At 62.2% G+C, this 21622-nt stretch carries 12 protein-coding genes and 1 riboswitch; of the genes, 9 read left to right on the forward strand and 3 right to left on the reverse strand.

The window, feature by feature from the left end:
• Positions 1-121: 121 nt before the first annotated feature.
• The 8 genes from GTP23_RS09135 (at position 122) to GTP23_RS09170 (ending at position 13492) form a co-directional block, all read left to right on the forward strand.
• A complete protein-coding gene (locus GTP23_RS09135; protein ID WP_161034896.1) occupies positions 122-1513 on the forward strand; it encodes an efflux RND transporter periplasmic adaptor subunit in 1392 nt (463 codons plus the stop codon).
• On the forward strand, positions 1513-4623 hold the full coding sequence (locus tag GTP23_RS09140; protein ID WP_161034897.1) for an efflux RND transporter permease subunit: 3111 nt from the start codon (positions 1513-1515) through the stop codon (positions 4621-4623). The genes GTP23_RS09135 and GTP23_RS09140 overlap by 1 nt, the downstream gene beginning before the upstream one ends.
• On the forward strand, positions 4620-7904 hold the full coding sequence (locus tag GTP23_RS09145) for an efflux RND transporter permease subunit (protein ID WP_161034898.1): 3285 nt from the start codon (positions 4620-4622) through the stop codon (positions 7902-7904). Before GTP23_RS09140 ends, GTP23_RS09145 begins: the two co-directional genes overlap by 4 nt.
• Positions 7901-9337: an efflux transporter outer membrane subunit gene (locus GTP23_RS09150; RefSeq protein WP_161034899.1), complete on the forward strand. Its 1437-nt coding sequence runs from the start codon at positions 7901-7903 to the stop codon at positions 9335-9337. Before GTP23_RS09145 ends, GTP23_RS09150 begins: the two co-directional genes overlap by 4 nt.
• 123 nt (positions 9338-9460) lie before the next feature.
• Positions 9461-11599, forward strand: a complete 2139-nt coding sequence (locus GTP23_RS09155; RefSeq protein ID WP_202412107.1) for a S46 family peptidase — start codon at positions 9461-9463, stop codon at positions 11597-11599.
• A 5-nt stretch (positions 11600-11604) separates the two neighbouring features.
• Positions 11605-12240: a nicotinamide riboside transporter PnuC gene (pnuC, locus tag GTP23_RS09160; protein WP_229256020.1), complete on the forward strand. Its 636-nt coding sequence runs from the start codon at positions 11605-11607 to the stop codon at positions 12238-12240.
• Positions 12237-12758: an AAA family ATPase gene (locus tag GTP23_RS09165; protein WP_161034900.1), complete on the forward strand. Its 522-nt coding sequence runs from the start codon at positions 12237-12239 to the stop codon at positions 12756-12758. The genes pnuC and GTP23_RS09165 overlap by 4 nt, the downstream gene beginning before the upstream one ends.
• A gap of 20 nt (positions 12759-12778) precedes the next feature.
• Positions 12779-13492 (forward strand): hypothetical protein, encoded by a 714-nt coding sequence (locus GTP23_RS09170; protein ID WP_229256021.1) that lies wholly within the window; start codon positions 12779-12781, stop codon positions 13490-13492.
• Here the strand turns inward: GTP23_RS09170 and GTP23_RS09175 are convergent.
• The 3 genes from GTP23_RS09175 to GTP23_RS09185 all read right to left on the reverse strand — a co-directional run bounded on the left by GTP23_RS09175 (position 13489) and on the right by GTP23_RS09185 (position 20872).
• Positions 13489-15636 (reverse strand): TonB-dependent siderophore receptor, encoded by a 2148-nt coding sequence (locus tag GTP23_RS09175; protein WP_161034902.1) that lies wholly within the window; start codon positions 15634-15636, stop codon positions 13489-13491. The two genes, GTP23_RS09170 and GTP23_RS09175, sit on opposite strands and share 4 nt — an antisense overlap.
• A gap of 55 nt (positions 15637-15691) precedes the next feature.
• Positions 15692-15790, reverse strand: a riboswitch (TPP riboswitch).
• A gap of 64 nt (positions 15791-15854) precedes the next feature.
• Positions 15855-20288, reverse strand: a complete 4434-nt coding sequence (locus GTP23_RS09180; RefSeq protein WP_161034903.1) for a cadherin-like domain-containing protein — start codon at positions 20286-20288, stop codon at positions 15855-15857.
• 17 nt (positions 20289-20305) lie between these two features.
• A complete protein-coding gene (locus GTP23_RS09185) occupies positions 20306-20872 on the reverse strand; it encodes a DUF642 domain-containing protein (RefSeq protein ID WP_161035556.1) in 567 nt (188 codons plus the stop codon).
• Between the two features lie 249 nt (positions 20873-21121).
• Here GTP23_RS09185 and GTP23_RS09190 point away from each other — a divergent pair, with 249 nt between their 5' ends.
• A complete protein-coding gene (locus tag GTP23_RS09190; protein ID WP_161034904.1) occupies positions 21122-21616 on the forward strand; it encodes an Imm26 family immunity protein in 495 nt (164 codons plus the stop codon).
• Positions 21617-21622 lie beyond the last annotated feature (6 nt).

The following is a 21622-nucleotide window of genomic DNA, read 5'->3' on the forward strand; positions in this document are numbered from 1 at the left end:
TGTAGCGAGTTTGTATCGGCAGGGCCTTGCTGGCACACAGCCGATTTTTGCTGTGCTAGAGTCCTCGCATCGATGGTCATGGCGGCTTTGCCATGGCTATGCACGTCAATTAAGGACATCAATGGATACCCAGAACAAGACCGTGATTCAGGAAACCCCAGCGCGCCGTTCGCGCCTGCTGGGCAGCGTTATTGCCGTTGCTGCGATGGCAGGGCTGGGCGGGCTGGCGTGGTATCTGACGCATCAGCCGGCCGCCAGTCCTGCTGGCGCCCCGGGGGCTACAGGAGCGGCGGTGCCAGCCGGTCCTGCCGCTGCGGGCGGGCCCAGTGGCCCCGGCGGGCGGCGTGGTTCCGTCACCACGGTAGGCGTAGCCACGGCGGAAAAGGCCGATCTGCCCGTGACGCTGGAAGCACTCGGCACCGTCACCGCAGCGGCTACCACCACCGTGCGGCCGCAGGTGTCCGGCATCTTGCAGCAGGTGCTGTTCAAGGAAGGCCAGATGGTGAAAGCAGGGCAGGTGCTGGCGCAGATCGATCCGCGCCAGTTCGAGATGGCTTTGCTGCAGGCTTCCGGCCAGCGGCAGCGCGATGAGGCGCAACTGGAGAATGCCAGGCTGACGCTGGAGCGCTACCGCACCCTGCTGGGACAGGATTCGATCGCGCGGCAGGACGTGGATACGCAGGCAGCGCTGGTCAAGCAACTGGAAGGCACGGTGATGACGGACCGCGCACAGGAAGGCACGGCAAAGCTGAATCTGGGCTACACCAAGGTGGTCGCGCCGATTACGGGGCGGGTGGGCCTGCGTGTGGTCGATGTGGGCAATCTGGTAGGCGCGAGCGACGCGGGCGGCATAGCCGTGATTACCCAGTTGTCGCCCATCGATGTGGAATTCTCGGTGCCGCAGGACAGCGTGCCGACGCTGATGCAGCAGGTGAATGGCGGTGCCAGCCTGACGGCCGTGGCGCTCGACCGTACCCGTACCAACGTGCTTGAAAGCGGCAAGTTCTCGGCCATGGATAATCAGGTGGATGTGCAGACGGGTACCGTCAAAGCCAAGGCGCGCTTTGCCAATACCAGGTCGGCGCTGTTCCCTAGCCAGTTCGTCAACCTGCGGCTGGAAATGCGCACCATCAAGGGGGCCGTGATGGTGCCGGTGACGGCTGTGCGCCATGGTACGAATGGCGATTTCGTGTATGTGCTCAAGGCTGACAAGACCGTGACCGTGCGGCCGATTACGCGTGGCCATGCTACCGCCGAGAAGGTGCAGATCGCCAGCGGCCTGCAGGTGGGCGAACAGGTGATTACGGAAGGTGCGGACCGTCTCAAGGAAGGCGCCAAAGTGACGCTGCCCGGTGCAGGTGGCGGCCAGCGCGGCGGCGCCGGTGGTCACGCATCTGCTGCTGGTAGTGCTGCTGCCTCCGCAGCCGCTTCGGGCCATCCGGCGGCAGGTGCCGACGCGGCTTCGGGGCAGGGTGAACGCCGTCACCGCAAAGATCAGGGCGCAGCACAATAATGAGCCCGTCCGCCCCCTTTATCAAACGGCCGGTAGCGACATCGCTACTGATGCTGGCCATCGTGCTGGCCGGCTTTGTCGGCTTCAAATTCCTGCCTCTGTCGGCGCTGCCGCAGGTGGACTTCCCCACCATACAGGTACAGACCCTGTATCCGGGCGGTAGCCCTGAGGTGATGGGCCAGACTGTCACGGCGCCGCTGGAACGCCAGTTCGGCCAGATGGCGGGCCTGCAGCGCATGAGTTCTACCAGTGCTGCCGGCGTCTCCATCGTCACCCTGCAGTTCGGTCTGGGCCAGACGCTGGACGTGGCCGAGCAGGAAGTGCAGGCCGCCATCAATGCGGCGGCCTCGCTGCTGCCGACCGATCTGCCGGCGCCGCCCGTATATGCCAAGGTCAATCCGGCCGATGCACCTGTGCTGACGCTGGCGATTACGTCGGACACCATGCCGCTGACGGAAGTGCAGAACGTGGTGAATACCCGTCTGGCGCTGAAAATTTCGCAGGTGTCGGGCGTGGGGCTGGTGACGCTGAGCGGCGGCCAGCGTCCGGCCGTGCGCATACAGGCCGATACCAATGCGCTGGCATCGTATGGCCTGGGTCTGGATACCCTGCGCACGGCAATCACGGCAGCCAATGCCAACGGTGCCAAAGGCAGCTTCGATGGCCCCACCCGTGCCTACAGCATCAATGCCAACGACCAGCTAGTGACGGCCAGGGATTACAAGGAACTGATCCTCGCCTACAAGAACGGTGCGCCCGTGCGCCTGACCGACGTGGCGACGGTGAAGGACAGCGCGGAGAACGTGGAACTGGGGGCGTGGTCCGGTAATGCTCACGGTCTGCAACAGGCCATTATTCTGAATGTGCAGCGCCAGCCCGGCGCCAATGTGATCGCGACGGTGGATGCCATCAAGGCGCGCCTGCCGGAACTGCAGGCCGGCCTGCCAGCGGCCATGAAGGTGGAAGTGCTGAGCGACCGTACCACCGGCATCCGCGCCTCGGTCGAGCATGTGGAACAGGAACTGCTGCTGGCCGTAGTGCTGGTGGTGCTGGTGATTTTCGCCTTCCTGCACAGCCTGCGCGCCACCGTGATTGCCAGTCTGTCCGTGCCGATTTCGCTGATCGGTACCTGCGGCATCATGTATCTGCTCGGGTATAGCCTGAACAATCTGTCGCTGATGGCGCTCACCATCGCCACCGGCTTTGTGGTGGATGACGCCATCGTGATGATCGAGAATATCTCGCGCTACATCGAAGAAGGCGAGAAACCGATGGCGGCGGCGCTCAAGGGCGCTGCGCAGATAGGCTTCACCATCATTTCGCTGACGGTGTCGCTGATCGCCGTGCTGATACCGCTGCTGTTCATGGGTGATGTGGTGGGGCGCTTGTTCCGCGAGTTCGCCATTTCGCTGGCCATCACCATCCTGATCTCGGCCGTGGTGTCGCTGACGCTGGTGCCGATGATGTCGGCACGCTGGCTGAAAAGCCATGCCGAAGAAAAGCCCAACCGCTTTGCGCTGCGTTTCCAGCAGTTCTTCGACGATGTGATCGCCCATTACGACCGCGCGCTGGTGTGGGTGCTGGACCACAGCGGCCTGACCCTGCTGGTGGCACTGGGCACGCTGATGCTGACAGTACTGCTGTATGTGCTGATCCCGAAAGGGCTGTTCCCCACGCAGGACACGGGCCAGTTGCAGGCACGGCTGGAAACGGGCAAGGCGGTTTCCTATGCCCGCATGGCCGAGTTGCAGCAGCAGGCTGCGAAACTGATACTGGAAGATCCGGACGTGGGGACGCTCAGCTCCGTGGTCGGTGTGGATGCGGCGAATAACACCATGCTGCATACGGGGAGCATGCTGATCAACCTGAAGCATGAACGCAGCGGCAGCCAGCAGCAGACCATGGACAGGCTGCGCCAGCGGGTGGCGCAGATACCGGGCCTGACGCTGTATCTGCAGCCGACGCAGGATCTGACCATCGATGCGGAAACGGGGCCGACCCAGTTCCGGGTATCGGTGGAAGGGGCCGACAATGCCACTGTGAACGAGTGGGCGACCAGACTGGCGGAGCAGATGCGCACCAAGGCGGAGCTGCGCAATGTGGTGTCCGACGTCGGTGCCAGCGCCAATGCGGCCTATGTGACGGTGGACCGCGACAGTGCTTCGCGCATGTCGATCACGGCAGCCTCCATCGATGATGCGCTGTACAGCGCCTTCGGCCAGCGCATCGTTTCCACCATTTTCACGGAAACCAACCAGTACCGCGTGATTCTTGAAGCACGGCGCGATGATATCGCCACGCCGTCCGATCTGGGCAATCTGCAGGTCCGCACGGGTTCCGGCAAGGCCACGCCGCTATCGGCCGTGGCCAGCATCAGCGAACGTGCTGCGCCGCTGCAGGTCACCCACGTGGCGCAGTATCCGGCCACCACGCTGGGCTTCGATACGGCAGCCGGCGTTTCGCTCGGCACGGCAGTCGACAGCATCCGTCAGGCGGCGCGGGAAATCGGCTTCCCGCCGTCCGTGACGCTGACCTTCCTCGGTGCGTCCGGTGCCTATCAGGCATCGCTGTCCAACCAGCTATGGCTGATACTGGCAGCAGTGGTGTGCGTGTACATCGTGCTGGGCGTGCTGTACGAAAGCTATATCCATCCGCTGACCATACTTTCGACCCTGCCTTCGGCCGGTGTAGGTGCCTTGCTGGCGCTGCTGGTCAGCGGTCAGGATCTGGGAGTGATCGGCATCATCGGCATCATCCTGCTGATCGGTATCGTCAAGAAGAACGCCATCATGATGATCGACTTCGCCATCGAGGCCGAGCGCGAAGAAGGCAAGGCGCCGCGCGCAGCCATCCATCAGGCGGCGCTGCTGCGCTTCCGGCCGATTCTGATGACCACGCTGGCCGCGTTGTTCGCGGCCGTGCCGCTGATGCTGGGCTGGGGCGAGGGCGCCGAACTGCGCCGCCCACTGGGCCTGGCCATCTTCGGTGGCCTGATTGTCAGCCAGCTGCTCACGCTGTTCACCACGCCGGTGATCTATCTGGGCTTCGACAGCCTGGCGCGCCGCTTCGGCCGGGGCAAGGCGGCCTTGCCTGAAGGCGGTGCCTCGTGAACCTGTCGTCGCCCTTCGTCAAACGGCCCATCGCCACCGTCCTGCTGACCTGCGGGCTGGCGCTGGCGGGCATAGGCGCGTTCTTCGTGCTGCCGGTGGCGCCGCTGCCGCAGGTGGACTTCCCCGTGATTTCGGTGAATGCCAATCTGCCCGGCGCCAGTCCGGCCACCATGGCATCGAGCGTATCGACCCCGCTCGAGCGCCATCTGGGCGTGATTGCCGGCGTCAACGAAATGACTTCGCAATCGAATACGGGTTCGTCCAGCGTGACGCTGCAGTTCGATCTGAACCGCAACGTGGATGCGGTGGCGCGTGAAGTGCAGGCGGCGATCAACGCCAGCCGCGTCGATCTGCCAGCCACCTTGCGCAGCAATCCTACTTACCGCAAGGCGAATACCTCCGGCATGCCGGTGATGATACTGGCGCTAACTTCCAAGACCAAGACGCCGGGGCAGATATTCGACGCCGTGTCGAATACGGTGTTGCAGCGCCTGTCGCAGGTAACGGGCGTAGGCGACGTGGAACTGGGCGGCAGTTCGCTGCCTGCCGTGCGGGTGGAACTCAATCCGTATGCGCTCAACCGTTACGGTCTGGCTATGGAAGACGTGCGGGCGGCGATACAGGCTACCAACGCCAATCGTCCCCGTGGCGCGCTGCAGGGCAATGGCCGCCGTTTGCAGATTTATACGGAATCGGCCCATGCCACGGGCGGGCGCAGTGCGGCCGACTACCGCAATCTGGTAGTGGGCTGGCGCAATGACACGGCGATCCGCCTGCAGGATGTGGCGCAGGTGGTGGATGGGGTGGAGGACCAGAACAATCTGGGCCTGTTCAACGGCCAGCCGGCGATCGTGGTGATTTTGCGTTCGCAGGCGGGGGCGAATGTGATCGAAACCGTCGATAGCGTGCGTGCGCAACTGCCGCTGCTGCAGGCGCAACTGCCATCGGATGTGAAAATCGAAGTGGCATCGGACAGCACCAATTCGATCCGCTCCTCGCTGCATGAGATCGAAATCACGCTGGTAATCTCGGTGCTGCTGGTGGTGTTCGTGGTGAGCGTGTTCCTGCGCAGCCTGCGTGCCACCATCGTGCCGGCCGTCGCCACCGTGGTGTCCCTGCTCGGCACTTTCGGCGTGATGTATCTGCTGGGCTTCAGCCTGAATAATCTGTCGCTGATGGCGCTGACCGTGGCGACCGGTTTTGTGGTTGATGATGCAATCGTGGTGCTGGAAAATACCACCCGCCATATCGAAGCCGGCATGGACCGCTTCAAGGCTGCGCTGCTGGGCGCACGCGAAGTGGGCTTTACGGTGCTGTCCATCAGCCTGTCGCTGATCGCCGTGTTCATTCCGCTGCTGTTCATGGGCGGCCAGTTCGGTGCGCTGTTCAAGGAGTTTGCCATCACCCTGTCGGCCGCCGTGATGATTTCGCTGGTAGTGTCGCTGACCACCACGCCGATGATGTGCGCGTGGCTGCTCAAGCCGGGCCAGGCCCATGCTGCGCCGCCGGGACCAATAGCGCGCTTCTTCGAGCGGGGTTTTAACGCCATCCTGAAGGGTTACGAGCACAGTCTGGACTGGGCCCTGTCCAGCGTCTGGCTGGTGATGCTTAGTCTGGTGTTCGTGATCGGGCTGAATTTCTACCTGTTCGCTGCCATCCCCAAAGGTGGTTTCCCGCAGCAGGATACGGGACAGATCAGCGGCGGCATCCGCGCCGACCAGAGCATCTCGTTCCAGGCCATGCAGGGTAAGCTCAAGCAGCTGGTCAACATCATCAAGGATGATCCCGACGTGGCCACGGTGGTGGGCTTTACGGGCGGCCGCCGCGCCGGCGGCGGCTTCATGTTCATCAACCTGAAACCGGCCAGCCAGCGCACTGTGGCAGGGCAGGCCGTGATTGCCCGCCTGCGGCCCAAGCTGGCCAAGGTGACGGGTGTGAGCCTGTTCCTCAGTCCCGTGCAGGATTTGCGCGCTGGCGGACGGCAGGCCAATGCCAACTTCCAGTACACGCTGAAGAGCGATAATCAGGCTGACCTGAAGAAGTGGGCTAGCCGTCTGGCCGAGGCCATGAAAACCCAGCCGGCACTGACGGATGTGGATACCGATCAGGCGGAAAACGGGGTGGAGACTTTCGTCACCATCGACAAGGCTAGTGCTTCGCGTCTGGGCCTGTCGGCCAGGGATATCGATAATGCCCTGTACAACAGCTTCGGCCAGCGGCAGGTGGCTACCATTTACAGTGAACTGAACCAGTATCACGTCATCATGGAAGTGCCGCGCGAATATGCCCGTAGCCCGGAAGCGCTGAAGGATGTATATGTGCCTTCCAAAGGGCTGCCTGCACCAAGTGCCAGCAATCCTAGCGGTGCACCGGTGGCACAGACGGTGACCACCAGTGCCGGCGGCAAGACTACCACCACCGCCAGCACTACGCCGGCCAATGTGGCGGCACCGGCCGTCAAGGATGCTTCGTCCGGTTCTGCGCTGAGCACCAAGGCGACCACCATGGTGCCGCTGTCAGCTGTCGCCACATTTGCCGAAGGTTCGACGGCGACGGCCATCAACCATCAGGATGGCGAACTGGCGACCACGATAGCCTTCAATCTGCAGGCGGGCAAGAGCCTGTCCGATGCGGCCGCGCAGATCAAGGATGCGGAAGCGGAAATCGGCATGCCGACCAATGTGCGTGGCAGCTTCCAGGGCTCGGCCAAGGCGGCGCAGGACAGCAACAAGTCGCTGCCGCTGCTGATTCTTGCCGCCGTGCTGGTGATCTACATCGTGCTGGGCATACTGTACGAAAGTCTGGTGCACCCGGTCACCGTGCTGACTACCTTGCCCTCGGCCGGCGTGGGGGCCGTGCTGGCGCTGCTGATCTTCAAGATGGAGTTCTCGACGATTTCGCTGATCGGCATTTTCCTCCTGATCGGCATCGTCAAGAAGAACGCCATTCTGATTATCGATTTTGCACTGGAAGCCGAGCGCTCGCGCGGACTGACGCCGCGGGAAGCTGTACGGGAAGCCTGTCTGCTGCGCTTCCGTCCTATCCTGATGACCACACTGGCGGCCGCACTGGGCGCGCTGCCGCTGGCGATCGGCTTTGGCGAAGGTTCCGAACTGCGCCAGCCGCTGGGCGTGGCGATTATCGGCGGCCTGATTGCCAGCCAGATCCTGACGCTGCTGACCACACCTGTGGTCTATCTGCTGATGGACAAGCTGCGTCGCCGCAGCCCATCCGAACAACACCTGAGCCGCGTGCATGATGCGGCGCCGAGCACACCATGAGCCTACACACTACTACTCTCCGTTTAACTTCGATGGCGCTGGCCGTGCTGGCAGCCTTGCTGGCCAGCGGCTGCGCTGTAACACCTGCCTACCACACGTCCAGTACGCCGCAACCGGCAGCCTACAAGGAAGCCGCCAGTACGACGGAAAAGACTGCTGCCGGCTGGACCGAAGCGGCACCGGCCGATATGCTGGAACGCGGCCCATGGTGGCAGCTCTTTGCTGATCCCGTGCTGGACCAGCTGGCTGCCAGCATCGAGGTATCCAACCAGAACGTGGCCGCAGCGGCGGCCAACTATGCGCAGGCGAGGGCGCTGGTACAGCAGCAGCGCGCCAGCCTGTTCCCCAGCGTGAGCCTGACGGCCAGCGATACCCGCTCGGGCGGTGGCGACAAGACCCCGACGGCCAATCAGTACCGCGCCAGCATAGGCGCCAGCTGGGAGCCCGATATCTGGGGCAAGCTCGGTGCCGGCGTAGATAATGCGCAGGCCAGTTTGCAGATCAGCGCCGCCGAACTGGCGGCTGCGCGATTGTCGTCGCAAGGCGAACTGGCCACCAACTACTTCTCGCTGCGCCAGACCGATGCCCAGAAAGCGCTGCTGGACGCCACCGTGGAAGGCTATGCGCGCGTTCTGCAGATTACCAAAAACCGCTTCGACGCAGGGCTGGCCGCACGTTCCGATCTGCTGCAGGCAGAGACCCAGCTGGCCAATGCCCGCATAGACCAGCTGACGCTGACGCGCCAGCGCGCCACACTGGAACATGCCATCGCCGTTTTACTGGGCAAGGCCGCCAGCGATTTCAGCCTGCCAGCGGCCGAATGGAAAGTGGTAGTGCCCGATGTGCCGGCCGGCGTGCCATCCACACTGCTGCAGCGCCGCCCTGATATCGCCGCTGCCGAGCGGCGCGTGGCGGCGGCCAATGCGCAGATCGGCATCGCCCGCAGTGCCTATTTCCCGTCGCTCAATCTGACCGGCAGCTATGGCTATGCGGCGGCCAGTTCGGCGGGGCTGTTCAATGCGTCCAACAATCTGTGGTCGCTGGGCCTGTCGGCGGCGCAGACGCTGTTCGATGCCGGTGCGACCAAGGCACGGGTGGCCGGTGCCGAAGCCCAGCGTGATGCCGCCATTGCCCAGTATCGCCAGAGCGTGCTGGCGGCGTTTGCCGATGTCGAGAACCAGCTGGCCGCCACCCGTGTGCTGGCGCAGCAGCAGGATTTGCGCAAGGCGGCATCGGCTGCGGCAGATCAGGTGGAAGCGCAGATGCTGAACCGCTACCGCGCGGGGCAGGTCAGCTACAGCGAGGTGGTGACGGCGCAGAATACGGCGCTGACGGCGCGCCGTGCGCTGGTACAGGCGCAGGCCGACCGCCAGACGACCGCCATCGCCCTGATCCAGTCGCTTGGCGGCGGCTGGCACGTGCCGGCACAATAGGCTCAGGCTGGGGATTTCTGGCCGCAAAGCGGCTAGAAATCAGGCTTCGCGGGCATAAAAAGACCACTCATTCGGCGCAAGAAGGAATATACTCCCGCCAGAACTCAAACTGGGGTATAAAACTTGTTAAAACATCTCATTCTCCCCGCTGCACTGCTAAGCGCATTTGCGGCACAGGCCGACGAAGGCCAGTGGCAACCCTACCAACTGCCACAGTTGAAATCCGAATTGAAGCGCGTCGGCATCACGATTCCAGCCGAAAAACTGGCCGATCTGTCCAGGCACCCGATGAGCGCCATCGTTTCGCTGGGCGGCTGCTCGGCCTCGTTCGTGTCCGACGCCGGTCTGGTAGTGACCAACCACCATTGCGCCTATGGCGCTATCCAGCGCAATGCGACGCCTGAACATAATTACATCGTTGATGGCTTTTTAGCCAAAACCCGTGCAGAAGAACTGCCGGGCGGTCCGAACACGCTGGTGTACGTGACCGATAAAGTAGAAAACGTGACCGACCGCGTGCTGAAGGACGTCAAGTCCGGCATGTCGGGCAAGCAGCGCCACGAAGCCGTGGATAAAGCCATCAAGGCTCTGATCGCCGAATGCGAAAGCGACAAGTTCTATCGCTGCTCGGTGCCGGCATTCCACCGTGGCCTCGAGTACTACCGCATCCGCCAGATGATGATCCGCGACGTGCGTCTGGTGTACGCACCGGCTGACATGATCGGTAATTTCGGTGGTGATATCGACAACTACGAATGGCCACGTCAGGGCGGCGATTACTCCTTCCTGCGCGCCTATGTCGGCAAGGATGGCCGTCCGGCTGATCCGTCGCCGGACAACGTGCCGTATCACTCGAAAGATTTTCTGGTGGTGTCGGCGGAAGGCCTGAAGAATGGTGATCCGGTGCTGCTGGCCGGTTATCCGGGCCGCACCAGCCGCTACAAGCTGCCATCGGAAATCCGTGCAGCCCGTGACGCGGCCTATCCGGCCCGCGTGGCCGAGATACAGGCCGATCTGGACGTGATTGCTGCCGCCACCAAGGGCAATCCTGCCGCTGCCGTACGCTACGCCAGCGTCGACAAGAGCATGAACAATGTGATGAAGAAGACCCAGGGTCTGCTGGACGGCTTCGCACGCAAGGACATCGCTGCCATCAAGGACGTGCAGGATGCCGAGTTCCGCGCATGGTATGGCAAACAGCCTAACGTCTCGAAGACCCTGCTGGCCGAACTCGATAGCGTGATTGCGGCCGATCTGGCCCTGAGCGATGAAGAATTCGGCTACAGCGTGGCCACCACTTCGGACCTGCTGAAGAGCGCCATCACGCTCAACCGTCTGGCACGCGAAAGCGCCAGGCCGGATGCCGAGCGCGAATCGGGCTACCAGCAGCGTGACCTGAGCTTCATCAAGGCCCGTCTGAACCGTCTGGAACAGTCGTTTGTCGCCAGTGTGGATCAGGCCCGCTTTACGGCGGCCCTGCAGCGCTATGCCAGGCTGCCGAAATCCATGCACGTGACGGATCTGGACAGCCTGCTGCCGGCGGTCGATGCAGTGCCGGCTCTGTACACCCGCACGGAACTGGGCGATACCGCCAAGCGTCTGGCCTGGGTGGGCAAGGATGCTGCCGCCATCAGCGCTGCGGATGACGCTTTCGTTCAACTGGCGATCAAGCTTGATGGCGTAACCCAGTCGCTGAAAGAGCGCCGCAAGGAACTCGATGGCAATCTGGAACGCGTGATCCCGCAATACATGCAGGCCGTGATCGCATGGAAGAAATCGCAGGGCAAGCCGGTCTACCCAGACGCGAATTCCACCCTGCGCGTGACCTATGGCACGGTATCGCCATACTCGCCGAAAGACGGCATTACCAAAGGCCCGTTCACTACGGTGGAAGGCATCGTCGAGAAGCACACGGGTAAAGATCCGTTCAACGCGCCACAGAAGCTGCTCGATGCCATCAAGGCCAAGCGCTACGGCCAGTTCAAGGATGCTGTGCTGGGCACCGTGCCGGTCGATTTCCTGACCAGTGCCGATACCACGGGCGGAAATTCCGGTTCGGCGGTGATGAACCGCAAGGGCGAACTGGTGGGCCTGAACTTCGATTCGACCTATGAATCGATTACCAAGGACTGGTACTTCGACACGGCCATTACGCGCGCCATCCACATGGATATCCGCTATATGCTGTGGGTGATGAGCGAAGTCGATCACGCTGACAACGTGCTCAAGGAATTGACCATCAAATATCCGGTCAAGAAGTGATGGAAATGCTGGCTGCTCTACTGGGTTTCGCCTACATGCCATGGAAACTGGCAGGGCTGGCGACGACCCCGCTGGAGCTGCTGTCCTTCCTGCTGTCCGTGGCCACGGTGTGGTTCAACATCCGCCAGTCCCACTGGGGCTGGCTGTTTGCCATCATCTCCTCGGCCACCTACGGGCTGGTGTTCTTCGGTTCGCGCCTGTATGGCGACATGGGGCTGCAGCTGGTGTTCATCAGCGTCTCGATCTACGGCTGGTACCAGTGGCTGCATGGCGACGATAGCCATGAACGCCTGCCCGTGACGGAACTGAGCACGCGTGGCCGCTACATTGCTGCGGCAGCGTGGCTGGGCGGCTTTGCCGTGCTGGCGTGGTTCCTCAAATCGTACACGGATACCGATGTACCGAATTCCGACGGCTTCCTCACGGCCGGCAGTCTGGTGGGCCAGCTGCTGCTGTCGCGCAAGAAGATCGAGAACTGGCATGTGTGGATCATCGTCGATGTGCTGTATGTGGCGCTGTATCTGCACAAGCATCTGGTGCTGACGGCGATACTGTATGCCGTGTTTGTCGGCATGGCGGTGCTGGGTCTGCGCGCATGGCGCGGCGACGTGCCGGCCGATGGCCGCATGGCGCTGGAATGAGGGCGGCCACACCGCTGCGTATTGCCATCATGGGCGCAGCATCCTCCGGCAAGTCCACGCTGTCGGCAGCGCTGGCCCGGCGTTACCAGACCGTGTGGGTGCCGGAATACCTGCGTGAGTTCGTCGAAGTGCAGGGCAGGGTGCCGCGCTCGGAAGACCAGTTCCACATCGCCAGCACCCAGCGTGCACGCGAGGAGCTGGCCGCTGGCCGCGCCCACAAGTATCTTTTTTGCGACACCACGCCGCTGATGACGCTGATCTACAGCCGCTACTATTTCGGCGGCGAAGATGCGCCGCTGGCTGCGCTGGCGGCCAGCCACCAGCAGGATTACGATCTGACGCTGGTCACGGCGGCCGATATTCCATGGGTGGCCGATGGGCTGATGCGCGAATGCCCCGACGTCAGCGTGACCATCAACCGCATGCTGCTGGACGAACTGGCGGCCCGTGCGATACCCTACCTACTGGTGTCGGGCGATCCCGGCGAACGACTATCTCAGGTGGAGCGGCATCTATGAAGCGGCTGGCGGTGATATCGATGTTCATATCGCCGCTGGCGCTGGCGGATACCGGCTACTACCTCGTTTCTACCTACGACGTCGAGCATCAGCTCTCGGTTGATTTCAAATACTGGAATGCCCACTACAGGGGCCGCACCGTGGCCGCGCCGGAAATCGGCATAGGCTACGGCGTCACGTCGCGCTGGTACACCGAGGTGTACGGCAAGTGGATCAAGCTCAATGGCGGCGCCGGACAGTGGGTGCAGACCGACTGGCAGAACGATTTTCTGCTGACCCAGGGGCAGTACGATGTCGATCTGGCGCTGCACACGCGCGTGGCGCGTGCCCGTAACAGCGACGATGGCTATACCCTCGAATGGGGGCCGGTGCTGCAGACGGAATATGGCCGCACCCAGTTCAACGCCAATCTGTTTTTCCAGCGCGATGTGCGCGTGAGCCAGCCTGCCACGGCGGCAGGCACAGGTCCGACCACAACGGCGCTGACTTACCAGCTACAGGTCAGGCACAACTGGCTGCCATGGCTGCAGCCGGGCGTGCAGGCGTTCGGTGAAGTGGGGAAATGGAATGACTGGCTGCCGTACCGGCAGCAGTCACACCGTGCCGGGCCTATGGTGTACGGACACCGCGATATCGGCCAGCAGGAAGTGAAATACGAATTTGCCTATCTGATAGGACGCAATTCGGCACGCGCAGCGAAGAGTGTAACGCTGCGCGTGCAGGTGCTGTTTTAGAGGTCGAACTGGGCCGACACGCGCAGCGTGCGGCTGGCGCCCGGCATCAGGTAGCCGCCCAGATCCGGCGTCACATCGCGCCAGTAGAACTTGTCCAGCGCGTTGTCGACACTGGCGCGCAGCGTGACTGGCGTGTTGCCCACGCGGGTGGCATAAGCGCCGCCCAGATTGAGCACGTGGTAGGACGGCACGAACACCTTGTTCTCGCTATCGAAGGCTTTCTTGCCCGAGTACTGCCAGTTGGCGCTGAGCGACAGGCCGGCCAGTTGCGGCACGGCGTAGTCGGCAAACACGCTGGATTTGAAGGCGGCCACGTTGGTGACGCGCTTGCCATCAAGGCTGGCCAGACCCGTATCGTGCTGCTGGGTGTTGAGGGCAGTGGCGCTGGCGCCCACGCTCAGCGCGCGGCTGACGCGGCCATGCAGCGCCATTTCCAGACCACGGTTCTGCGCTTCGCCATTGCGCACGTACTCGCTCTGTGCCGAGGTGTATTCCAGACCTTTGCGGATCTGGAACAGTGCCAGCGTGGCGTTCAGGTCAGGATGCACGTCGGCTTTCACGCCCACTTCCACCTGCCTGGATTTGTTCGGCGCCAGTGCGCGGCCCTGATTGCTGGTGCCCAGCGGCGCTACGCCACCGTATTCCAGACCCTGTGCCAGCGAGCTATACACCGACACATTGCTGCGCAGTGCGTACACCAGCGCCACGTTGGGCAGCCAGTAGCCGGTGTCGGTATGGGCATACTGCAGTGCCACGCCGTTGTCGTCAGCACCCACGTATTCGTCACGCTTGATCTGCACATAGCGTGCGCCGGCGTGCAGTTTCAGCTGCTCGGTCAGGCTCGCCACATCCTGTGCGAACACGGCGCGGTCCAGCGTATGGCGGCGTTCCGATACGGGGCCGCTGCTGCCTTGCGCCGGTGCCACCACGATAGGGTGGTAGATATTGCTGTAGCCGGTGCCGTCCTTGCCGGCCTGGGTGTACAGGTAGTCGCCCCATTTTTCGCTGTTACGTGCCAGCGAAGCGCCGAACGTCACAGCATGGTGGATGCCGGCGCTGACAAAGCGGCCCTGCAGCAGTGCCTGTACGGCAAACGGCGATTTCTTCTCGCCCAGGCTCTTGTAGTCGTACACGTCGAAATCGCCATTGCCGCAGTAGCCCGGATACAGGCCTTGTGCGCCGCAGCCGTAAGGGAAGGCGGTGTAGTCGTCACGCTTGAACTGGTGCTGGTTGGCGCTGATGCTGGCATTCCACTCTGGCGAGAAGCTGTAGGCAAAGCGCGCGCCCAGATTGCTGCTGGTGGTTTCCACCGGACGGCTCCATGGCTGGTTGTTCAGCATGGTGTCGGCCGCGACCACGGGCAGGGTGGTGTTGTTGAGCAGCTGGAAGCCCGGAGCCGTGATCTGGGCCTTCTTCTGGATGTCGCCATCGATCTGCAGCAGGGCTTGCGACGAGATTTTCCAGTCGAAGGCTGCACTGGCGAACTTGCGGTTGCCGTCGGCGCCCTTGATGTAGGAGCGCAGGCGTTCGGCCGCCAGATTGACGCGATAGCCGAAGCGGGCATCCTCGAAGCGGCCACCCAGATCGACGCTGCCATACAGGTTGCCGCGCTCGCGCTCTTCCAGTATCACAGTGCGCAGCGTCTGTTCGGTCGGGCGCTTGGTGACGTAGTTGATCATGCCGCCCGGTGCGGACACGCCGGCCTGCAGGCCGGACAGGCCTTTCAGCACTTCGATGCGTTCCTTGTTTTCCAGCGGGATCTGGGTATCGCCCGGTATCGCCATGCCGTTCTTGCGGTAGCTGGTGGCGTTATCGAGCTTGAAGCCGCGGATGGAAAACTGTTCGGAGTAGCCGACCGCGTTGTAGGCGTCGCTCAGGCTGGCGTCGTAGCGCGCGGCGTCGGTGGTGGAGTGGATCTGCAGGTCCTGCATCTGCTGGGCGCTGATGACGTTGACGCTGGCCGGAGTTTCCAGCAGCGGCGTGTCGCTGAAGCCGGCCACGCTGGCGCGGTTGAGCTGGGCCTTGCTGGCCGTAACCAGCACTTCAGGCATGCTCTGTTCGGGGCTGTCGGCGTAGGCGCTGACAGGGAAAGCAAGGGCGATCGCGAGGGCGAGCGGGCTGGCGGCAAATTTGGTGGTGGTCATATGGACTCTCTACTTGTTCGGCTGGATGCCGTGCGGGAGAGTCATCAAAGGAGGGGAGAACTACTTTGCGCTTTCCTTCGCTGGCATTATCCAGATCAGGTACGAAGGGTATCTCTCACCCGGACACAATGGCCCAGGACCCCTAGCGAAAGCGAGAGTGTAACACAGAAGGCCGGGCGCCCACATTCTGGCTGTTGCGTGGACGCCCGTGCCAGGCCTTATCCGAACACGTCGGGCACGGGATCGGGAACCCCTACCGTTTTCATGGCGGATAAGTCAAAGCCTAGCAAGCTGAACGGGGTTAGCCCGCCATGGCTGTCGATGCCGCGGTGGGCATGGGTGAAGGAGCGGTACACCAGATCGATGCTGTTATTTGCTGCCTCGCCGTTTTCGATGGCGCTGGTAAAGGCCGAGTTGAAGAAATACTCATCGACCAGAGCCGGTGCTCCGTCACGCCCGCCATGGGCATAGGCCTCGATCTGCACATTGGTGCTGGTGCCGCTGCGCAGATCGTTCATCAGTTTGACCAGTGCAGCGCTTTGCCCCAGATCGAGCTTGACGCTGTCCGGCTGGGCTTTGCCTACGGAGGCGCCACTGCCTTTGAGGAAGGAAGCCTCGGCCGTGAAGCCGAAGCTGAATCCGCTCAGAGGCACCCAGCCATCGACACCATCGACATGGATAAAATATGCCAGTGGTGTGCTGCTGGGGATTTGCGGGTCGAGGCTGCGCAGAATCGCGTCGGCACCGTCATGGACGCTGCCGCCTGCCGGCAGGATGTCGTTCATGGTGGAGACATTCCAGGAAAAGTCGAATGATGTCCTACTTGGCGAGCCATCCCTGGTCAGCGGTGTCAGTACTTCATCGACCGCCTGGTAGACAAAGCTCAGGTGATTGCTGGTGCTACCGTCGGCGCCAGCGCTGGTCTGGACGCCCGTGGCAAACACGGTGCTGAAATTGAATTCCTGAACCACCGCCTTGCGTGCCGGATCGCCGGCATAGGCTTCGATTTCTACTCGCTGCAGGTGGGTACCCTGCATGATCGCCTTGGTGAATGCCGCTTGCGCCGCACCGCTACCTAGCGAGAGTTCGAAAGCTTCGGGTTGCGGCTTGCCGACGGCGGCGCCACTGCCTTTTATCCAGCTTGTTTCGGCACTGGCACCAAAAGAGAAACCATCGAGTTTCACCCAGCCGGTGTTGTTGCTACCATCGGTATAGCGCATATAGTAGGTGAGATCGCTGCCCGGTTCGACGCTGGGGGCAGCTGGTTTGCTCAGCGCTTCCGCCACCATGGTGGGGGGCGTCTCGGCCTGTTGCTTGGTGAGGTCAAAGCCGGTCAGGGTGGGCGTGGTCAACTGGCCGTTTTTGTCGAAGCCGCGCTGGGCGTGGGTGAACGACTTGTAGACCAGATTGACACTATTGTTTGCTGCCTCGCCGTTTTCGATGGCGCTGGTAAAGGCCGAATTGAAGAAATACTCGTCAACCAGAGCCGGTGTTCCGTCACGCACGTCATGGGCGTAGGCCTCGATTTGCACATTGGTGCTGGCGCCGCTGCGCAGATCGTTCATCAGTTTGACCAGTGCGGCGCTTTGTCCCAGATCGAGCTTGACGCTGTCCGGTTGGGCTTTGCCTACGGAAGCGCCACTGCCTTTGAGGAAGGAGGTCTCGGCCGTGAAGCCGAAGCTGAAACCACTCAGCGGCACCCAGCCATCGACACCATCGACATGGATAAAATATTCGAGCGGTGTGCTGCTGGTGATTTGCGGGTCTAGGCTGCGCAGAATCGCGTCGGCACCGTCATGGACGCTGCCGCCTGCCGGCAGGTCGCTGTTCATGGTGGTGACGTTCCAGGCAAACTCAGCGGCTGTCCTACTCGGCGTGCCATCCCTGGTCAGCGGTGTCAGTGCTTCATCGACCGCCTTGTAGACAAAGCTCAGGTGATTGCTGGTGCTACCGTCGGCGCCAGCGCTGGTCTGGACTGCCGTGGCATACACGGTGCTGAAATTAAACTCCTGAACCACCGCCCTGCGTGCCGGATCGCCGGCATAGGCTTCGATTTCTACTCGCTCCAGGTGGGTACCCCGCATGATCGCCGAGGTGAATGCCGCTTGTGCTGCACCGCTACCCAGCGAGAGTTCGAAAGCCTCCGGTTGCGGCTTGCCGACGGCGGCACCGCTGCCTTTTAGCCAGCTCGATTCGGCACTGGCACCGAAAGAGAAACCATCGATTTTCATCCAGCCGGTGTTGTTGCTGCCATCGGTATAGCGCATATAGTAGGTGAGGTCGCTGCCCGGTTCGACGCTGGGGGCAGCTGGTTTGCTCAGCGCTTCCGCCGCCATGGTGGGGGGCGTCTCGGCCTGTTGCTTGGCGAGGTCAAAGCCGGTCAGGGTGGGCGTCGTCAACTGGCCGGTTTTGTCGAAGCCGCGCTGGGCGTGGGTGAACGACTTGTAGACCAGATCGACACTATTGCTTGCTGCATCGCCGTTCTCGATGGCGGTGGTAAAGGCCGAATTGAAGAAATACTCATCGACCAGGGCCGGTGAACCGTCACGCACGTCATCGGCATAGGCCTCGATCTGCACATTGGTGCTGGTGCCGCTGCGCAGATCGTTCATCAGTTTGACCAGTGCGGCGCTTTGCCCCAGATCGAGCTTGACGCTGTCCGGCTGGGCTTTGCCTACGGAAGCGCCACTGCCTTTGAGGAAGGAGGTCTCGGCCGTGAAGCCGAAGCTGAAACCACTCAGCGGCACCCAGCCATCGACACCATCGACATGGATAAAATATTCCAGCGGTGTGCTGCTGGTGATTTGCGGGTCTAGGCTGCGCTGAATGGCGTCGGCACCGTCATGGACGCTACCGCCTGCCGGCAGGTCGCTGTTCATGGTGGCGACGTTCCAGGCAAAGTCAGCGGCTGTCCTACTCGGCGCGCCATCCTTGGTCAGCGGTGTCAGTGCTTCATCGACCGCCTGGTAGACAAAGCTGAGGTGATTGCTGGTGCTGCCGTCGGCGCCAGCGCTGGTCTGGACGCCCGTGGCATACACGGTGCTGAAATTGAATTCCTGTACCACCGCTCTGAGTGCCGGATCGCCTGCATAGGCTTCGATTTCTACTCGCTCCAGGTGGCCGCCCCGCATGATCGCCGAGGTGAACGCCGCTTGCGCCGCAGCGCTACCCAGCGAGAGTTCGAAAGCCTCCGGTTGCGGCTTGCCGACGGCGGCACCGCTGCCTTTTATCCAGCTTGTTTCGGCACTGGCACCGAAAGAGAAACCATCGAGTTTCATCCAGCCGGTGTTGTTGCTGCCATCGGTATAGCGCATATAGTAGGTGAGCTCCGTGCCCGGCTGGACGTTGGGCATGATGCCCTTCAGGTTGCCGGTAGGCGGGGTATCGGTCACGCCATTGACCACCACCGCCACATGGGCAGTGCTGCTGCCACCATGGCCGTCACTGACCATGTAATCAAAGCCGTCGGTGCGCTGCTCGCCGCTGTTCAGGGCCTGCAAAGCTTGCGACGCGCGCGGATCATAGCTGAACGCGCCATTGCTGCCGAGCGTGACTGTGGCGCCCAGCGTGGTGGTATAGCTGCCGGGATTGCTCACCACCAGTGTATCGCCATCTTTGTCGCTATCCTTGCCGCCATTGCTGCCATCGAGGACATTGCCGCTGACGACAGTGTTTTCATTGGTGCTGGCCGTATCGCCGAGCGCCACGGGGGCGTCGTTGACGGGTTTGATGGTCAGGCTGACGCTGGTGCTATCGGAATTGTCTTTGCCATTGCTGGCGTGGTAGCTGAAGCTGTCGCTGCCGTTGTAATCGGCATCGGGCCGGTAGACAAAGCTGCCGTCCGCGTTCAGGCTCAGGGTGCCATGGCTGGGGCCTTGCTCCAGCACGGCCGTGAGCGACTGGCCATTCGGATCCTGATCATTGGCCAGCACGCTGGCATAGCTCTGCTGCGGCGCATCTTCGTCCAGCGTGTAGCTATCGGCATCGGCATGGGGGCGGGCCAGCGTGAAGCTGATAGCATGCAGCAGGAAATCGCTGCCATGTTTGTTGAAGCTGCTGGTGCCGAAACTGCCATCGGCATTGTTATAGGCACCAAAGGCAAAGCTGCCATCGGCACGCTGGGCGCCGGCACTCAGTTCTAGGCTGCGGAAATTCTGTTCGCTGTTCACTTGCACCAGCTGGTTGCCGCTCAGGCTGTCGGCCGTGATGAAGCGTTCGTCCACCAGATTGCCTTGCGCATCAAACAGGCGCAGACGCAGCGCTTCCGCGTAGCCGGTCGCTTCATCGTTGGCGAAGAAACTGGCGAGGTTGAGTGTTACGGCTTTGGCTGCCTCGGCCAGATTGAAGCGCAGCGCTTCGCGGCCATCGACTTCCTGCTTGATGCTGCTGGTGGCCGAGGACACGCCGCTGACGCCCAGATCGCCACGGTAGATGTCGCCGCCGGCCAGCGTGGAAGCCAGCAGGTCGGTATATTTGAGCACGCTCCAGGCTTCGGTTGCATTGCCTGCATCGGCTTTATGCAGGGCAGTGACGCCGCTGTAGGACCAGGCGTTGACCCACTGGCCGCCAGCACCGGTCTGGCTGACAGGGGCGTTGCCCAGGCTGATGATACGGTCGAGCGGCGTGCCGCCCACGGTGACGGATACGGACATGGCGAACTCCTGTGCGGTTAGCTGCGGCGGCGTTGCAAGGCTAGCAGGCCCAGACCGGCGCCCAGCATGAGCCAGCTGGCGGGTTCGGGGATGGAGGGGATCACGGTGACGTTGTCGAGCAGCCAGAACGTTTCGTCATGCCGCAGCTTGAATGCCAGCACGGTATTGGCGCTGTCCGCAGTGAACTGCAGGGAGTATTTGGTGTAGTCGCTGGCTGTTTTGTCCTGGTAGAGCCAGATGCTGTGGTCGTTGGTCAGCACTTCGACGGAATTGATGGTGCTGTCGTTGTTCACGCTGCCGCCGAGATTGGCCAGCCAGAAGCTGACGATGTAGTTGTGGCCGGCATCGGTGGCTAGTGTCTGGCTCAGTGTGGCGGCGCTACCGCTCTGGCCGAACACGGCGCTATAACTGCCATCATAGGGCAGATCGCCGGACACCAGATTGTGGTCCGCATCGCCACTCAGCGTCCAGTCACTAAAATCGCCTGTCTCGAACCCGGCGTTGCTGACGGAGGGGGTGGCCTGCACGCTGGCCATGGCCAGTACGAGCGCAGCACCCGAGAGAGATTGCAGAAAAGTCTTCATGCTACTACCCCTATATAGTTGTAAAAATTGCACTAAGCGCTGGTATTCTGCGCCGATCTGCCCGCTTTTTCAGCAGATTTTTGACGCCAGTAGCCAAATGTTGAAGAAATGCCACGTAATTCTCCGGGGTAATTCCAAGGGGTAATTTCTGCGCTGCGCGAACTGGCGTGCGCCTTATATGGGCCGGTGTGATTACACTCGATGCAGGTGGGGCAGCAGCCCCGGAACGGGTGTAAAGAAAGGGGCGGGATGAAGCCATCCTATCGTGAAGGCAGCTGGTTTGCTGTACCACTACTCGATGGTGCTTATTGCTGGGGCATGGTGGCGCGGCTGGCACCGGCCAGTAAGATCATGCTGGCCTATCTGTTCGGGCCGCGCCTGCCGCAGCTACTGACGGTTGAACAGCTCGACCTATTCGCGCCGCAGCAAGCGCTGCGGGTGCTGCGGGTGGGCGATATGGCACTCGCTAGCGGCCACTGGCCGGTGCTGGGGCAGAGCCAGCACTGGCAGGCGGCAGACTGGCCGATGCCGCAATTCCTGCGCCGCGCCCATGGCCTGCAGCGTGCGTGGCGCGTGACCTATGCCGACGCTGATCCTGCCCGCACCGAGCGGGAAGAGGCCGTGCCATATGACACGCCGGGGCTGGAAACGGATTCACTGTTCGGCTATGGTTCGGTGGAATTGCTGCTGACCCGGCTGCTGGCAGACAGCGTGCCGCAGCATGGCGCTGCTGGCGGAAGCTGATTCGGA

The organism is Duganella fentianensis, assembly GCF_009857835.1.
GTDB lineage: Bacteria > Pseudomonadota > Gammaproteobacteria > Burkholderiales > Burkholderiaceae_D > Rugamonas > Rugamonas fentianensis.

Bases quoted from the DNA above. Each gene is read 5' to 3' on its own strand.
- GTP23_RS09135 (WP_161034896.1), top strand. From the start codon at position 122: ATGGATACCCAGAACAAGACCGTGATTCAGGAAACCCCAGCGCGCCGT.
- GTP23_RS09140 (WP_161034897.1), top strand. From the start codon at position 1,513: ATGAGCCCGTCCGCCCCCTTTATCAAACGGCCGGTAGCGACATCGCTA.
- GTP23_RS09150 (WP_161034899.1), top strand. From the start codon at position 7,901: ATGAGCCTACACACTACTACTCTCCGTTTAACTTCGATGGCGCTGGCC.
- pnuC (WP_229256020.1), top strand. From the start codon at position 11,605: ATGCTGGCTGCTCTACTGGGTTTCGCCTACATGCCATGGAAACTGGCA.
- GTP23_RS09165 (WP_161034900.1), top strand. From the start codon at position 12,237: ATGAGGGCGGCCACACCGCTGCGTATTGCCATCATGGGCGCAGCATCC.
- GTP23_RS09170 (WP_229256021.1), top strand. From the start codon at position 12,779: ATGTTCATATCGCCGCTGGCGCTGGCGGATACCGGCTACTACCTCGTT.
- GTP23_RS09175 (WP_161034902.1), bottom strand. From the start codon at position 15,636: ATGACCACCACCAAATTTGCCGCCAGCCCGCTCGCCCTCGCGATCGCC.
- GTP23_RS09180 (WP_161034903.1), bottom strand. From the start codon at position 20,288: ATGTCCGTATCCGTCACCGTGGGCGGCACGCCGCTCGACCGTATCATC.
- GTP23_RS09185 (WP_161035556.1), bottom strand. From the start codon at position 20,872: ATGAAGACTTTTCTGCAATCTCTCTCGGGTGCTGCGCTCGTACTGGCC.
- GTP23_RS09190 (WP_161034904.1), top strand. From the start codon at position 21,122: ATGAAGCCATCCTATCGTGAAGGCAGCTGGTTTGCTGTACCACTACTC.